The organism is Ruegeria sp. BG10 (genome assembly GCF_056538575.1).
The window spans coordinates 1,389,476-1,404,860 of sequence record NZ_JBQFTI010000001.1 but is presented as its reverse complement, the minus strand read 5'-3'; the positions used below and the strand labels follow the sequence as shown (position 1 = coordinate 1,404,860).

Annotated in this window: 12 protein-coding genes; 4 read left to right on the top strand and 8 right to left on the bottom strand. The window is 61.2% G+C overall.

All coding sequences use genetic code 11. The features are described 5' to 3' along the window. The first annotated feature begins 7 nt into the window (after positions 1-7). Positions 8-3,463, top strand: a complete 3,456-nt coding sequence (gene mfd / locus ACR0D8_RS06910) for a transcription-repair coupling factor (protein WP_480645423.1) — start codon at positions 8-10, stop codon at positions 3,461-3,463. On the opposite strand, the gene ACR0D8_RS06905 is transcribed toward mfd, so the two are convergent. From ACR0D8_RS06905 to ACR0D8_RS06885, 5 genes are all read right to left on the bottom strand, one after another. Then, positions 3,460-4,131: an SH3 domain-containing protein gene (locus tag ACR0D8_RS06905; protein ID WP_480645422.1), complete on the bottom strand. Its 672-nt coding sequence runs from the start codon at positions 4,129-4,131 to the stop codon at positions 3,460-3,462. The two genes, mfd and ACR0D8_RS06905, sit on opposite strands and share 4 nt — an antisense overlap. Then, positions 4,128-5,792, bottom strand: a complete 1,665-nt coding sequence (locus tag ACR0D8_RS06900) for a hypothetical protein (RefSeq protein WP_480645421.1) — start codon at positions 5,790-5,792, stop codon at positions 4,128-4,130. The genes ACR0D8_RS06905 and ACR0D8_RS06900 overlap by 4 nt, the downstream gene beginning before the upstream one ends. A 57-nt stretch (positions 5,793-5,849) precedes the next feature. After that, positions 5,850-7,058: a multidrug effflux MFS transporter gene (locus ACR0D8_RS06895; protein WP_480645420.1), complete on the bottom strand. Its 1,209-nt coding sequence runs from the start codon at positions 7,056-7,058 to the stop codon at positions 5,850-5,852. Positions 7,059-7,133: 75 nt separating this feature from the next. Beyond that, the gene (locus tag ACR0D8_RS06890) at positions 7,134-7,793 is read right to left on the bottom strand and encodes a DsbA family oxidoreductase (protein WP_480645418.1); all 660 of its coding nucleotides are present in this window, start codon (positions 7,791-7,793) and stop codon (positions 7,134-7,136) included. Next, positions 7,790-9,307: a class I adenylate-forming enzyme family protein gene (locus ACR0D8_RS06885; RefSeq protein ID WP_480645417.1), complete on the bottom strand. Its 1,518-nt coding sequence runs from the start codon at positions 9,305-9,307 to the stop codon at positions 7,790-7,792. The genes ACR0D8_RS06890 and ACR0D8_RS06885 overlap by 4 nt, the downstream gene beginning before the upstream one ends. Positions 9,308-9,372: 65 nt before the next feature. Here ACR0D8_RS06885 and ACR0D8_RS06880 point away from each other — a divergent pair, with 65 nt between their 5' ends. Then, on the top strand, positions 9,373-9,996 hold the full coding sequence (locus ACR0D8_RS06880; protein WP_475161085.1) for a helix-turn-helix domain-containing protein: 624 nt from the start codon (positions 9,373-9,375) through the stop codon (positions 9,994-9,996). Here ACR0D8_RS06880 and ACR0D8_RS06875 read toward each other — a convergent pair. Next, the gene (locus tag ACR0D8_RS06875; RefSeq protein ID WP_475161083.1) at positions 9,985-10,221 is read right to left on the bottom strand and encodes a hypothetical protein; all 237 of its coding nucleotides are present in this window, start codon (positions 10,219-10,221) and stop codon (positions 9,985-9,987) included. The two genes, ACR0D8_RS06880 and ACR0D8_RS06875, sit on opposite strands and share 12 nt — an antisense overlap. A gap of 537 nt (positions 10,222-10,758) precedes the next feature. Next, positions 10,759-12,576 (bottom strand): extracellular solute-binding protein, encoded by a 1,818-nt coding sequence (locus tag ACR0D8_RS06870; RefSeq protein WP_480645415.1) that lies wholly within the window; start codon positions 12,574-12,576, stop codon positions 10,759-10,761. Positions 12,577-12,868: 292 nt separating this feature from the next. Between ACR0D8_RS06870 and ACR0D8_RS06865 the strand changes: the two genes are divergently transcribed. Both ACR0D8_RS06865 and ACR0D8_RS06860 read left to right on the top strand, forming a co-directional pair. Next, positions 12,869-13,642, top strand: coding sequence for a 3-hydroxybutyrate dehydrogenase (locus ACR0D8_RS06865; protein ID WP_480645414.1), 774 nt, complete (start codon positions 12,869-12,871; stop codon positions 13,640-13,642). Between the two features lie 15 nt (positions 13,643-13,657). Beyond that, a complete protein-coding gene (locus ACR0D8_RS06860; RefSeq protein ID WP_480645413.1) occupies positions 13,658-14,683 on the top strand; it encodes a patatin-like phospholipase family protein in 1,026 nt (341 codons plus the stop codon). Here the strand turns inward: ACR0D8_RS06860 and ACR0D8_RS06855 are convergent, their stop codons facing one another. Then, positions 14,684-15,361 carry a DUF502 domain-containing protein gene (locus tag ACR0D8_RS06855; RefSeq protein ID WP_475161073.1) on the bottom strand — a complete coding sequence of 226 codons (678 nt, stop codon included), beginning with the start codon at positions 15,359-15,361 and terminating at the stop codon, positions 14,684-14,686. Positions 15,362-15,385 lie beyond the last annotated feature (24 nt).

The following is a 15,385-nucleotide window of genomic DNA, read 5'->3' as shown; positions in this document are numbered from 1 at the left end:
CAAAGTTATGACGGCTCCGAACCACGTAACTGTCGGCGGCGCCCCCGAGGGGTTTGACGCACAGCTGGTCCTGAACGAGGTCGCCCGGTCCGGCGGGCCGGTCTGTCATGTCGCGCGGGATGACAAGCGGATGGAGGCGATGCGCGCCGCGCTGGCCTTCTTTGCGCCGGACATGCCGGTGTTCGTGTTCCCCGGCTGGGATTGTCTGCCTTATGATCGGGTTTCGCCCAATGCGGACATTGCAGCGGCACGGGTGGCCACGCTGGCGGCGCTGGTGCACCAGATGCCGGATCGCTTTGTGTTGCTGACCACCTTGAACGCCGCGACCCAGCGGGTTCCGGCGCGCGAGGTGTTGAAAGAGGCCGCATTTACCGCCCGCGTAAACCATCGCGTCGATGAAACCGCGCTGCGGAATTTTCTGGTGCGCATGGGCTTTACCCAAAGTCCGACCGTGATGGAGCCGGGTGATTACGCGATTCGCGGCGGGATCATCGATATCTTCCCCCCGGGCGAGTCCGGACCGGTGCGTCTGGACCTGTTCGGCGATGTGCTGGACGGTGCCCGGCGGTTTGATCCGGTATCGCAACGCACGACCGAAAAGCTTGATCTGGTGGAACTCGCCCCTGTGTCCGAGGTCATTCTGGACGAAGCGGCCATCACACGGTTCCGGCAAAACTACCGCATAGAATTCGGTGCCGCCGGTACCGACGATCCGCTCTACGAAGCCGTCAGCGCAGGGCGCAAGCATCAGGGTATCGAACACTGGTTGCCGTTCTTCCATGACAGGCTTGAGACGCTGTTTGACTATCTTCCCGGGGCCGCGATTTCGCTGGATGATCAGGTCACACCCGCGCGGCTGGCCCGATGGGACAGCATCGAGGATCAGTACGAAACGCGACGGCTGGCGCTGGAAAACCGCTCGCGCATGGATACGGTCTACAAGCCCACGCCGCCCGGGTTGCTGTATCTCGACGATGCCGCTTGGGACCAGGCGGTGGGTGAACGGCGGGTGCTGCAATTCAGCCCCTTGCCGCAGGCCAGCGGCCCCGGCGTGATAGATGCGGGCGGGCGGATCGGACGCAATTTTGCCCCTGAGCGTCAGCAGGAGAGCATCAGTCTGTTCGGCGCGCTCGCCAGTCATATCACCGACAAGATGGCTAAGGGGCCGGTTCTGATCGCGTCTTATTCCGAAGGCGCGCGGGAACGTCTGACCGGGCTGATCGAAGATGAGGGGCTGGCCGAAGCCATCCCTGTCAGGGACGGCACGCGCATCGGTAAACGCGGGTTGCATCTGGCGGTCTGGGCGCTGGAACACGGGTTCGAAACGCCCGGCCTGACTGTGATTGCCGAGCAGGACGTTCTGGGCGACCGCCTGATCCGCCAGCCCAAGAAACGCCGCAAGGCCGAGAACTTCCTGACCGAAACCCAATCGCTCAGCCCCGGTGATCTGGTGGTCCATGTGGATCACGGGATCGGCCGCTATCAGGGGATGGAGGTCGTGACCGCCGCAGGCGCGGCGCATGAGTGCCTGCTGCTGGAATATGCCGAACAGGCCAAGCTGTATCTGCCGGTCGAGAATATCGAACTGCTGTCCAAATACGGTCACGACGATGGTCTGCTGGATCGTCTGGGCGGCGGCGCGTGGCAGGCCAAAAAGGCCAAGCTGAAAGAGCGCATCCGCGAGATGGCGGACAAGCTGATCCGCATCGCCGCTGAACGCGCCCTGCGCAAAGCGCCGGTCATGGACCCGCCGCCCCACGCGTGGGAAGAGTTCAGCGCCCGCTTTCCCTATCAGGAAACCGACGATCAGTTGCGCGCAATCTCGGAAGTGATGGACGACATGCATTCCGGCGCGCCGATGGATCGTCTGATCTGCGGTGACGTAGGGTTTGGCAAGACCGAGGTCGCCATGCGCGCGGCCTTCGTCGCCGCCATGTCCGGGGTGCAGGTTGCCGTCGTCGCGCCAACCACATTGCTGGCTCGGCAGCACGCGGCGTCTTTCCGGGACAGGTTCCGGGGGTTCCCTCTGGAGGTTCGGCAATTGTCGCGGTTTGTCTCGGGCAAAGAGGCACAACAGACCCGGGATGGTTTGGCGCGCGGCACGGTGGATATCGTGATCGGGACCCATGCGCTGCTGGCCAAGGGCATCCGGTTCAACAATCTGGGCCTGCTGATCATCGACGAGGAACAGCATTTCGGCGTGGCGCATAAGGAACGCCTGAAACAGCTGCGCTCGGACGTTCATGTCCTGACCCTGACCGCAACACCGATCCCGCGAACCCTGCAACTGAGCCTGACAGGCGTGCGGGATCTGTCGATCATCGGTACGCCGCCCATCGACCGGCTGGCGATCCGCACCTATGTCAGCGAGTTCGATGCGGTTACGATCCGCGAGGCGCTGTTGCGCGAACACTATCGCGGCGGGCAGAGTTTCTATGTCGTCCCCCGTATCTCGGACCTGCCAGACATCGAAGAATTCCTTAAGGATCAGCTGCCGGAACTGACTTATGTCGTGGCGCATGGCCAGATGGCGGCAGGAGAGCTCGACGACCGGATGAACGCGTTCTACGACGGCAAGTATGATGTATTGCTGGCCACGACGATTGTGGAAAGCGGGCTGGATATCCCGACGGCGAACACGATGGTCGTGCACCGGGCGGATATGTTCGGCCTCGCACAACTCTATCAGATCAGGGGTCGGGTAGGGCGGTCGAAAACGCGCGCCTATGCCTATTTGACCACCAAGCCGCGCCAGAAACTGACGGCGACAGCCGAGAAACGCCTGCGCGTTCTGGGCTCGCTCGATACGCTCGGGGCCGGGTTCACTCTGGCGTCGCAGGATCTGGACATTCGTGGCGCGGGCAATCTGCTGGGCGAAGAACAATCCGGCCAGATGCGCGACGTGGGCTATGAACTGTATCAGTCGATGCTGGAAGAGGCGATTGCCAAGATCAAGGCGGGCGAGATGGAGGGGCTGTCGGATGCCGACGATCAATGGGCGCCGCAGATCAATCTGGGCGTGCCGGTGCTGATCCCCGAGGAATACGTGCCCGACCTTGACGTGCGCCTTGGCCTCTATCGTCGCCTCTCGTCGCTTTCGACCAAGGTCGAGCTGGAAGGGTTCGCAGCCGAGCTGATCGACCGTTTTGGCGCGCTGCCAAAAGAGGTGAACACGCTGATGCTGGTCGTTCGCATCAAAGCCATGTGCAAACGGGCCGGGATTGCAAAGCTGGATGGTGGCCCCAAGGGCGCGACGATCCAGTTCCACAATGACAAGTTTGCCTCACCTCAGGGGCTGGTTGAATTCATCCAGAACCAGCGCGGGCTGGCCAAGGTCAAGGACAACAAGATCGTCGTGCGCCGCGACTGGAAAAAGGACAGCGACAAGATCAAGGGCGCGTTTGCCATCGCCCGTGATCTGGCCGAGAAAGTCGTGGCCGAAAAGAAAAAGGCGAAAACCTAATCGCCGCTGACAAAGGTACAAAGCTGCCACGCGCCCGCTTCTGATTTCACCAGCGCGGCGCGGTGGCCGACCATGGACCACAGAAAATCGCTGTGCATGAAGCCCTGGGTGCCGTCCGTCAGAATGACACCCTGATAGTCGGCGGCTTCCTGATAGTCGGGTATGATGACGACTTCGTGGCTGATCAAGGCCAGAATCGGCGCACCGCGATCCGCGGATCGGCGCAGGGTCACATCCTTGCCGGTCACAAAAAAGGCCGTGAAAGGGTCCAGTGAGGCGGGCAGGGTGACCCGCCACTGATGCGGCATCCAGAACTCGCCCTCGTCATCAAAATACCCGGGCTGCGAGAGCGTGTGTTCAAGCGCCGCCCAGAAGTCCTGATAGCCGTGCGTGTTTTGCCGATCCTGTTCGGTTAGGGTTTCGGGGTTTGCAGTCAGGTATTCGCGCAACTCCGCTGGGCCACCGTTGCCGCCGTGGCTCAGGTAGATGTCAGGGCACGCAGATGCAACGACCGCTTCGACGTCCCGCGCCGCCACGTTGGCAAGCAACTCAGCGCGAAAGGCCACAAGCGACGGGTCGCGCCCGGCCTCGTCGGCGGGCGGAAAGGTCTGGCGGTCCGCCAGAGCGGGCGCTGCCAGAACAGCCGCCGCGAACAGAAGATATTTCATTCAGCGGCCCTCATCGCGGCCTGCGCGCAGAAACAGGATGCGCCGACTGCCCGGTCGGCCCGGGCCAGCGCCAGATCCAGCCTTTGTTCGACCTGCCGGATTTCAACCGTGTCGCCGCGCGATTTCAGACAGTCATAGAGCCCCTTCAGGCTCCACACATTGTCGGGGTGGATCGAGGCCCGGCTGAGTGTGCCGCCCAGGCCCAGATCCTCGCGATAGACCGCCTCGGCCTCGGCCACATGCCCCTGCTCGAACAGCAGCGCCCCCAGCGCGTGACGGGTGGGCTGCATCCAGCCCCAGGGTTCGTCATACGGCAATGTGTCATCCAGTTCGACCGAACGGCGCAGGTGGCCGAAGGCCAGTTCAAAATTGCCTTTGCGGTATTCGATCTCACCACGCAGCATTTCCCTGGCGATTTCCAGAAGGTCGATGACACGGTTGTTGTGCAGCAGCCGGGTTTCGGGCACGCAGGCCATGGCGGACAGGAATAGCTGTTCTTCCGCTTCGGCCTCGGCCACCAGACCGGTGGCCGCAAGCGCAACCGCACGGGCGTAATGCGTTGTTGCGGTCAGGGTGCGGTAAAGGTCGGGGTCATCTGGCACCTGCAGCGCCTTGGCCTCTTCCCACCGGCCAAATCGGATCAGGATGTGGGGACCCATGGACATGTAGCTTTCGAAATAATCGGCCATCGGCGGGCTTTCGACCCGCAGCATATCCTCGGGTGTGGTGTCCCACAGGCCCTGATTGGCGCGCAGGGCGGGTTCCATCTGGCCTAGAAACAACGCGCCATAGATGACAAAGTGATAATCGTGCTGGCGATAGCCCGTATAGATGTTGAAGGCGCCTTCGCGCTCGTAATATTTCAGGTCGGCTTCGATGGCCTTTTCGTTCCAGTAAACGACGTTGTGATAGTGACCACAGAGCACGTCGATATGGGTGGGCATATGCACCAGGTGGCCGGCATCGGGCACCAGAGTGCGCAATACGTTCCCGGCTTTCAGCGCCTTTTCCGGGGTCGGCGACATCTCCATCAGGTGAACGTATAGGTGGAGCAGACCGGGATGTGTCATCGCGGCCGGATCATTGGCCATCGCGTCTTCCAGCGCCTCTTGGGCCTCTTGCGTTGCGGCACCTTCGGCGGGTTGGCCGGTTCTCAGGTCCCACATCTGCCAGGGTGTCAGGTTCATCAGCGACTCGACATAGATGGTGCGCAGGTCCAGATGATCGGGCTGTGCCGCAAAGGCGGCCCGCATGGCGTCGGCGAAGTCATAGTCCCAGCCGTGCATGTCCGGGATCGGGTCACGCTGCGGATAGCGGGCGGGCAGGGCACGGATCAGGGCCTGCTCGGCAGGGGTGCAGCCGTCGGCCAGTGCCAGCGCTTGATGGGTGGCATCGAAAGCCTGTGCCAGCGATGTCTGCTGTCCGCGTTCATCGCGCAGGTTCCAGGGCAGGTTGTAGTTCGGGCCGCTGGCGTAGGCGACGCCCCAGTGGGCCATCGCACAGCCAGGGTCGAATTCCAGCGCGCGCTGAAAACAGACGACCGCTTCGTCGTGGTTGTAACCATAGGTCCAGACCAAGCCCCGATCGAACCACAGCTGAGCGTCGGTCGAAGATGTGGTGACCGGACAGGAATAGGTGCCCAGATCGTAATAGTCGCTCATAGAAAACCTCCCCTCGGCTCGCGGAGAGATTAGCGTGATTCACCCGGTCTGCACAGATCAGGCAGGCAGTCTGCTTTCGATCCGGCCCATATGCAGCATCAGACCGAAGCCGAGGGTGCACATGGTCAGAATACCGGCCGCGAGTGGAGTGATTGAGCCGTCGAACAGAAGGCCGATTGGCGCGGCAATCGCGGCGGCCAATACGGTCGACACCGCACCGATCACCGACGCCGCCATGCCGGCGATGTGGCCCATCGGCTCCATCGCGATGGCGTTCAGATTGCCCATGGTCATGCCTGCCATGAAAAAGACGGTGGTCTGCCAGCCGACGAACACGGCGAAGGACAGGGCCGGCGACAGGTCCAGTGCGTTCAAGGCAAGGACCGAGGACGTAAAGACCATCTGCGCACCCAGTGCCCAGGTGACGATCCGGCGCATACCCAGCCTGACCACCAGGGCGGCGTTCAACAGGCTGGCCGATCCGGCCATAAGGGCCACGAAGCCGAACCAGAACGGGAAGCTGTCGGCGCTGTCGTAAATGACATCATAAACCGGCTGCACCATGGTCAGCATGGTGAAAAGCATCCCCAGGCACAGCGTTTGCACCATAATCGAAACCCGGACCGTTGGGTGTGCGAACATCTGACGCGCCGCATCCAGCATCAGCGGCAGGCGCAGCGGGCGGCGGTTTTCGGGCGCAAGCGGCTCGGGCAGGCGCAGCCCCATCCAGACAATCGTGATCAGCGAAAACAGCATGAAGGACACAAAGATGCCCCGCCAACCGGTCAGGGCGATAACCCCGGCGCCCATCATGGGCGCGATGGCGGGCACCAGCGTAAAGATCATCATGGCGATGGACACGATGCGGGCCATTTCCCGACCTGAATACAGGTCGCGGATGATCGCCATGGCAACCACGCGGGGGGCCGCGCTGCCGACGCCCTGAAAGATGCGCGCAACCAGCAGCATCTCAAGCGAGGAACTTGCCCAGGCCACCGCGGCGGCAAGAATGTAAAGTGCCGAACCGGCATAGATCACCGGCTTGCGCCCGAAAGCGTCGGACAAAGGTCCGGTGAAGAACGTGCCGATGCCCATTCCCAGCACGAAGGAGGTCAGAATCAATTGCGCCTTGTTGACGTCACCGGGGCTCAGCTGCGCGCCGATTTCAGGCAGGGCCGGCAGCATCGAGTCGATGGAAAACGCAATTGTCGCAAACATCATTGCGATAAGCGCGACGAATTCACCCCGAGACATGCGATTGGCCATAGTGCCCTCCTGACCTGATCGCGCTATCACGGCAGGTCAGTCGGCGCTAGGGATCAAAATGCACAGATGGCTGTGCTAATTTGCAGGGGAAGCGTCAAGTTGAGACATGATCTCGCCGATCACCTTTTCCCACATTTCAGGGGGTTGCGCGCCAGGCACCGCATGCTGGTTCGCAACAATGAAGGTCGGGACCGAGTTCACGCCCATCTCACGCGAATGGGTGTCGCGGCTGCGGATATCGTCGCGGTCAGCGTCGGATTTCAGCAGCTTCATAACAACCGCCGCATCCATGCCCTGGCTGTCGGCAATGTCGGCCAGAACCTCGTGATCTCCGATATCGCGGGCCTGAACGAAATAGGCATCGAACAGGGCGTCGACGACGGCGCTCTGCTTGCCCTCGATCCCGGCCCAGTGGATCAGGCGATGCGCGTCCAGCGTGTTCGGGGTGCGCTTCATTCCTTCGAAATCTATGCTCAGCCCTGCCTTTTCCGCGTGTTCCACCACCGGCGCATAGGCGCGCACCGCGCCTTCCTTGCCGCCGAACTTGCGTTCAAGGTATTCCCGCCGGTCCATCCCTGCGTCCGGCATATCCGGGTTCAGCTGAAACGGATGCCATTCGATGACTAGCGGGTGATCCGGAATGGCGGCCAGCGCCTTGTCCAGATGGGTCTTGCCGATATAGCACCAGGGGCAAATCGGATCGGACATGATGTCAAGTTTGACGGTCTGGGTCATTCGTTGGTCGCCTTGAAATAGGCCGGCAGCGCCCGGCGCAGGAGTTTGCCGTTGCCGCCGGTCGGCAATTCGGACAGGTGGATGAACGCGCGCGGTTGTTTGTACCGCGCCAGATTTGCTTCGACATAGGTGCGCAGGGCGGCCTCGTCCAGTTTTTCCGGCCCTGTATAGAAGGCGGCGATGACAAAGGTGTCCCGTTTGACCTCAACCGCGGCCGCGCCCACCTGCGCAATGCCCGGAAAGCGGGACAGGGCGGCTTCGACCTCGACCGGCGACACGCGGTAGCCGCCCGCATTCATCATATCGTCGTCGCGACCCAGATAGGTGATCTGCCCGTCGACGGCCATGGCACCCTGATCTCCGGTCAGAAACCAGTCACCCTGCATGCGGGCCGCCGCCTCGTCGGGGGCGTTCAGATAGGTCAGCATCAGCCCGGGGTCCCTACGGTGAATGGCGATGGTACCCTCCTGGCCCTGCGGTACCGGTCCGTCGGGCCCGAGTATGGCCACCCGGCGCCCCGGCTGCGGTTGCCCCAACGCCTCGCCCCTTGCCGGATGTGCGGGGCTGGACGAGATAAATGTCGAACACTCGGACATTCCATAAGCCTCGTACAGCTCGGTCCCAGTGGAGCGAACCCATTGCTCGTGCAAATGTCGCGACAGCTTTTCACCGGCGCATAACCCATGTCTCAGATCGGGCAGACGGGCGGAGCCTGGTGTCCGAAGCATCCTGCGGTACACACCAGGGGCCGCGGCAAAGATCGTGGCGCGATGTTGGCGCAGCAGGTCGGTCAGGTCGTTCGGGTCGGTGCCGGGGGCCGGGATAAGGGCCGTTGCGCCGATGGTCCATGGGTCCATCAACCCGGTGCCCAGCGTATAAGTCCAATTGAATGCCCCGGCATGGCACAGCCGATCGGTCTGACGCAGCCCATACCAGCCTTCCACCATCATCTGGCGGGCCCAGATCGCGCGGTGGGCATGGGCCACGGCGCGCGGGTTACCGGAGGTGCCGGATGTATAGACCACGTAGGCCAGCGTCTCGGGGTCGCCCATCCGAAATTGCGCCCGGGGCAGGTCCTGCATCCGCTTCAATTCCGTCAGTTTGATCTGAAACGGGTGGTCGGCACAGTCTACGGCCGGGTCCCGGAATATGACCGCCGGGTTCAGGTCCTGAATGATCCGCGCGGTTTCCGGGATTGTCAGTTGCGAAGACGTGGGGACGGGCACGATGCCGACTGCAATCGCGGCAAGATAGGCAATTGGAAAGTCGACCGTGTTTCCCAACCGCATCAGGGCAATGTCCCCCGGTTCAAGCCCGGCCTGTAACAACCCGGTGGCCGTTCCCAGAACGGCGGAGCGCAGGGCGCTGTAGGTCCAGTCCTCGGTACCGTCGGGCCGCAGAACCGAAAGAGTGATCTTGTCAGGGTTCTGGTCGACGCGACGCAATACATGCGCGGCCAGATTGAACGGCGATGGACAGGCCGGAGGCGGGCCCTGATCGAATACAGAAAGCATGACGTCTGGCTAACCTTGTGCCTGCCGCGTTGCAAGCGGGACGGGCTGGGCCTATAGATTGGCGTATGAGCACCCAAGAACAGACATCGCTGATCCGTATCGCCCGGGATTCCGGTGACCACACCGAACCCGAGCCGCTGGATCTGGGCGCGCGCGTGCGGGAATTGCGCAAGGCACGGAACTGGACGCTGGAACAGGCGGCCACACAGGCGGGTCTGGCACGGTCGACGCTCAGCAAGATCGAAAATGGCCAGATGTCCCCGACCTATGACGCGTTGAAAAAGCTGGCGACAGGGTTGGAGATTTCGGTGCCGCAACTGTTCACGCCGCCGCAACGCGATCAGGTCATCGGGCGAATGGCCGTGACCCGAATGGGCGCCGGCACCGCCCACGCCACGGCCACCTACGAACATGAACTGCTGGCGGAGACGCTGACGAAAAAGCAGATGCTGCCCTATCGCGCCCGCGTGCGCGCCCGCTCTATGGACGAGTTCGATGGCTGGGTGCGCCACGATGGCGAAGAGTTTCTGTATGTGCTGACCGGGGTCGTGCGGCTGTTTACCGAGTTCTATGAACCTGTCGAAATGCGCCGCGGAGACAGCGCCTATTACGATGGCAGCATGGGGCACAACGTAATTTCTGTCAGCGACGAGGACGCGACCATCTTATGGGTTACGTCACTTACTTAAGGACCGGCTGAACTCGCGGTTCAGCCCTTCGGTGAACAGAAAGTCCTCAAGTTCCTCATGCGCCTCGTTCACGGTCAGGTGGTGGCGTTCGGCCAGGTAAGCTTCGAACCGCTTCCGGTCCTTGCCAAGCCGCACCTTGTCCTGATCGCGAAGATTTGGAAAACGCCGCTTTGCGCGCGAATACATGGCATCCCAGTCTTGCGTCAGATCGGTCCAGTTCAACATCTGCTAGGTTTCCGTAATTCGGGTTTCACCGCTGCCCGGCCCTCATTACAGGGTACGGAGGGCACGGTTGTGCGTGCGCATGACAAAATGTCGCACCGGTATCGCGCTGACGTAAGGTCAAAATAGCCCGCTGCGGGCGAACCGCAACGGGCCGACGGACCTGAGTTTGGAGTGAGTGGAGGCCGGTCCGTGAATCCTTGGTTTATGGCGCCCGATCAAAAGCTATCTAATGAAATTTGCTGTATTAATCCGGTCAGGCACTACGTTGAATTGCCCGCAGGCTATACCGCGCGGACAGTTTACGTAAAGCCCCTTGTGGCAGTTTATTTGGATTCTCCTGAAATTTGGCTCTCGATCAAGTTGTGGCGGAAGCGGATGGGAGAGCTACAATATTTGGTGTAATCCGAAGAATGTGCCGAATTCCGCCGACATCGCGACCCCGCTGGGTACGCAAGTGCGCGGCGTGAAACGCGGGTAACGGAACGGATGGGCGCACCAAAGGGCACAGAAGGAAGGGGCTGTTCCGGGGGCTTCGGATCAATCCTCTTCGTACCACCAGACCTGCGGCATGTACTCTGGCCCGTCGCCATAGATTGGCAGGGTTTGTGGCCCCTTCAGCTCTTTGGCATGGGCAATTCGCCCGACATCAAAGTTCCAGATCGGGATCACATAGCGCCCGGCGGTCAAGACACGGTCCAGTGCCCGCGTGGCGGCGACAAAATCTTCACGGCTTTCTGAGGCCAGCATGGCGTCAATCATCCCGTCCACGGCGGGCGAGGCGACGCCCATCAGGTTGCGCGTGCCCGGGGTGTCCGCGTTTTCGCTGCCCCAATACAGCCGCTGTTCGTTGCCCGGCGACAGCGACAGCGCCCTGCGAAAAAAGGTCATGTCAAAATCCAGTTCCGCGTTACGGGCCGAAAACTGCGCCGCGTCGACCTGCTCGGTCGAGACCTGAACGCCCAGCCGTTCCAGCGCGCGGGAAAACATCTCGATGGCGGTTTCGCTTTCGCTGTCGCCCTGTTGCAATAGGACGTTCAGCGTGAAGGCATCACCCGCCTGATTGCGCAGTACGCCGTCCTGAATGGTCCAGCCCGCGTCGCCCAGCAGCTTGGCCGCCTTTCGGATATTGGCCCGGTTGCGGGCCGTTCCGTCGCCTTCGGGCAGGGTATAGCCTTCGAGCGCGCCGGGCGGCAGGTCGTCCTTGAAGGCCAGCAACAATTCCTCGACGCGACCCGAGGCCGGACCGGAGCGCATCGCAAGATCGGAACCCGAGTAGTATGAAGTGATCCGCGGCTGCGCGCCGCCGGTGATCGTGTCATTGATGAATTCGAAATTGAACGCCAGCATCAGCGCCTCGCGCACGCGCCAGTCATCCAGCGGCGGCTTGCGGGTGTTCATGACAAAGCCCGTCATTCCGGACGGCTTGCGATGCGGAATTTCGGTCTTGATCACATCGCCGCGCTGAACGGCGGGAAAGCTATATTGCGTGTTCCATTTGTCGGCGTTGAATTCGCGGACGGCGGTCAGTTCGCCCGCCTTGAAAGCTTCGAACAGCACGGTTCCGTCGCCGTAAAACTCGATCCGCATCTCGTCCAGGTTCATCGTGCCGCGGCGAAACGGAACGTCCTTGCCCCAATAGTCGGGATTGCGGCGCAGGTTCACATAGCGCCCGGCTTCGTAATCCTCGATGATATACGGGCCGGTTCCGATTGGTACGTCGTGAAGTTCAGCATCGGCGAAGTCTTTCCCTTCCCACTGGGCCTTTTGCAGGATCGGGCGCAACCCGGCGATCAGTGCGAGTTCGCGGTCGGGCTCGTTAAAGGTGATCCGAACCGAACGGGGACCGGTTTGTTCGATGCTGTCGATCTTGCCCCACAACCCGCGATATCGCAGGTGCCCTTCGGTGCCCAAAGTCTCATACGACCAGATGACGTCGTCGATTGTGACGGGCGTGCCATCGGAAAATCGCGCGTTTTCACGCAGGGTGAATTCCACCCACGAGCGGTTCGGTGCGGTGTCGACTGATTCGGCCAACAGGCCGTAAAGAGTGAAAGGTTCGTCCCAGGACCGGCCCATCAGGCCTTCGTGGGTCCAAAACCTAAGTTGCCACGGAGAGGTGCCTTTTTGCACAAACGGGTTCAAGCTGTTATAGCCGCCCGTGTTTCCGAAAACGACTTTGCCGCCCTTGGGTGCATCCGGGTTGGCATAGGGCAGCGACACAAAATCCGGTGGTAGGGCAGGGTCGCCGTACATAGCTATGCCATGAGCCGATTCTGCGTGGGCGATTGCAGCGGCAAAAACCGCAGCGATTCCCGCGAGCACTGGACGAACGGGGCGTAGAAAATCGGGGCGCATTTTGGAAACAATCCTGCTCTGGCCTTATTTTGTTGGGATTCACCGTACCGATGATTTTTCCTATTATCAAACTTTTAGCTTGGATGAACGCAAGGAATTGCTTATAAAGGACGCACTGCTCGATAGGTTTCTTGCCTGTATGAAACCTGCCTCAATAACTTAACGCCCGCTTCGTGCGGGCGTTTTTTTGTGCTTAGTTTCCCGTGGCGGACAGAGGCTGGTGTTTCCCCGTTTCCTTTGCAACTGCAGCATGGCACTGTGCGGTCGAACTGGTTTTTGAGGGAGAGAGTTCATGAGCCTGTCTGGAAAAACGGCGATCATCACCGGGTCGAATTCAGGGATCGGTTTGGGCGTGGCGCGGGAACTGGCCAAGGCCGGGGCTGACGTGGTACTGAACTCATTCACCGACCGGGATGAGGATCACGCGCTGGCCGCCGAAATCGCGCAGCAGACCGGGACCAATGCGCGCTACATCAAGGCCGACATGTCCAAGGGCGACGAATGCCGCGCGCTGATCGAACAGGCCGGCGCCTGCGACATCCTGGTGAACAACGCGGGCATTCAGCATGTCGCGCCCATCGATCAGTTTCCGGCCGACAAATGGGACGCGATCATAGCGATCAACATGAACTCGACCTATCACACCATGGCGGCGGCGTTGCCGATGATGCGCGCGTCCGGCTGGGGGCGGATCGTGAATATCGCCTCGGCGCACGGTCTGACGGCATCCCCCTTCAAGGCAGCTTACGTGGCCGCGAAACACGGCGTGGTCGGCATGACCAAAACCGTGGCACTGGAAACCGCACAGGAGCCGATCACCTGCAACGCGATCTGTCCGGGTTACGTGCTGACACCTCTGGTCGAGGCGCAGATCCCGAACACCATGAAGGAATACGACATGAGCCGTGAGGATGTCGTGAAGAACGTCCTGCTGGAACGTCAGCCTTCCAAGGAGTTCGCCACCGTCGAACAACTGGGCGGTACAACGATCTTCCTGTGCTCGGATGCGGCGGCGCAGATCACCGGCACGACGATTTCCGTGGACGGGGGCTGGACGGCGCTTTGATGTAGGAGGCCCGCAATGAAACGGATCAATCTGGCTTTGCAGGGCGGCGGGGCGCATGGTGCCTTTACCTGGGGTGTTCTGGACCGGCTGCTGGATGAGGACGATATCGAGGTTGCGGCGATCACCGGAACCTCGGCCGGAGCGCTGAACGGGGCGGCGTACAAGTCGGGGATGGTGCGCGCGGGCCGTGACGGTGCACGGGCCAGTCTGAACGATTTGTGGTCACGCATGGGCGCGGTGGGCGACATGCGCCTTGCCAACTGGATGCAGGCCATCGAACCTGCGCAGATCGCCCAGGCGATGGAATATTCCCTGCCGTTTTCCGTCGGCGACGCGTGGTCGCGTCTGGTGTCGCCCTATGCTTACGGCCCGTTCTACCGCAATCCGCTGGAGCCGGTGGTGGACCGGTTCAACTTCGACGAAATCTGCGCAGATGAAGGCCCGCGCCTGCATGTCTGTGCGACCTGCGTACGCAGTGGCAAGATCCGGGTATTTACAGGCGAAGATATCTCGACCGACGCCATTCTGGCTTCGGCCTGCCTGCCCAATCTGTTCCAGGCGGTTGAGATTTTCGATCCCAGGTCCGGCCGTACCGAGGCGTATTGGGATGGCGGCTATACTGGCAATCCGGCGCTGTACCCCTTGTTCAACAACGACCTGCCCGATGATGTGGTTATCGTGAATATCAACCCGCTGGAGCGGGACGAGGTGCCAAAGACACCGCAGCAGATCCAGAACCGGATCAACGAGATCAGCTTTAATTCCTCACTGTTTCGCGAGTTGCGCGCGATCAGTTTTGTTCAGCGTCTGCTGGCCGAGGGTAAGCTGAATGCCGGTGAGATGAGCCGCGTTCTGGTGCATATGATCGCCGATGACGAACTGATGAACGACCTGTCGGTGGCGACCAAGACGGTTCCGAACCCGGTGGTTCTGCACAAGCTGAAACAGGCGGGCCGTGCGGCGGCAGATCGGTTCCTGTCCGATCACAAAGGCGATCTGGGCAGCCGCAGCACCGTCAACCTGCCCGAGATGTTCAGCTAATCATTCGGGCGGCTGGGTCGGGTCCTTGTCGTTGGGGTAAACAAGACCCGCGGAAATGACCAGTTTGGCGGCGTCTTCGATCGACATGTCCAGCAGGATCACATCTTCGGCCGGGAAGAACAGCAGGAACCCCGAGGTCGGGTTTGGTGTCGTGGGCACAAAGACGCTGAGCAATCCGCCGGTCGTTTCGGCGCGTTCGCTGACTTCGCCCTTGGCGGTGGTGGAGACAAAGCCAATCGCCCAGATGCCGCGACGTGGATACTGGATCAGACAGGCTTTTTCGAATGAGCGTTCGGTCTGGGCAAACACCGTTTCCGAGATTTGCTTGATTCCCGAATAAACCGACCGGACCACCGGCATCCGGTTGACCAGGCTTTCGGCGAAATGGATCAGCGACCGCCCCAGAATGCCCTTTGCGATCCAGCCCACGATGACGGTGAAGGTCAGGAAAATGACTACCCCGACACCGCGTAGGTTTATCCCGACATATTCCTGCGGTTGAAAGCGTTGTGGGATCAGCGGCAGAACCGCGCTGTCGATCCAGCCCACGACCGACCAGATCAGCCAGATCGTCAACCAAACAGGCGCAATGACAACGATGCCCGTCAGGAACGACGCGCGCAGCCGAGACAAAAGGCCCGGGCGGCGATGGGGTTCTTCGTCAAACGGCGTGTTCATTGCGGTCCTGAGTGGTTTGCGGAT

Bases quoted from the DNA above. Each gene is read 5' to 3' on its own strand.
- ACR0D8_RS06855 (WP_475161073.1), bottom strand. From the start codon at position 15,361: ATGAACACGCCGTTTGACGAAGAACCCCATCGCCGCCCGGGCCTTTTG.
- ACR0D8_RS06875 (WP_475161083.1), bottom strand. From the start codon at position 10,221: ATGTTGAACTGGACCGATCTGACGCAAGACTGGGATGCCATGTATTCG.
- ACR0D8_RS06890 (WP_480645418.1), bottom strand. From the start codon at position 7,793: ATGACCCAGACCGTCAAACTTGACATCATGTCCGATCCGATTTGCCCC.
- ACR0D8_RS06895 (WP_480645420.1), bottom strand. From the start codon at position 7,058: ATGGCCAATCGCATGTCTCGGGGTGAATTCGTCGCGCTTATCGCAATG.
- ACR0D8_RS06860 (WP_480645413.1), top strand. From the start codon at position 13,658: ATGAAACGGATCAATCTGGCTTTGCAGGGCGGCGGGGCGCATGGTGCC.
- ACR0D8_RS06865 (WP_480645414.1), top strand. From the start codon at position 12,869: ATGAGCCTGTCTGGAAAAACGGCGATCATCACCGGGTCGAATTCAGGG.
- ACR0D8_RS06880 (WP_475161085.1), top strand. From the start codon at position 9,373: ATGAGCACCCAAGAACAGACATCGCTGATCCGTATCGCCCGGGATTCC.
- ACR0D8_RS06905 (WP_480645422.1), bottom strand. From the start codon at position 4,131: ATGAAATATCTTCTGTTCGCGGCGGCTGTTCTGGCAGCGCCCGCTCTG.
- mfd (WP_480645423.1), top strand. From the start codon at position 8: ATGACGGCTCCGAACCACGTAACTGTCGGCGGCGCCCCCGAGGGGTTT.
- ACR0D8_RS06885 (WP_480645417.1), bottom strand. From the start codon at position 9,307: ATGCTTTCTGTATTCGATCAGGGCCCGCCTCCGGCCTGTCCATCGCCG.
- ACR0D8_RS06870 (WP_480645415.1), bottom strand. From the start codon at position 12,576: ATGCGCCCCGATTTTCTACGCCCCGTTCGTCCAGTGCTCGCGGGAATC.
- ACR0D8_RS06900 (WP_480645421.1), bottom strand. From the start codon at position 5,792: ATGAGCGACTATTACGATCTGGGCACCTATTCCTGTCCGGTCACCACA.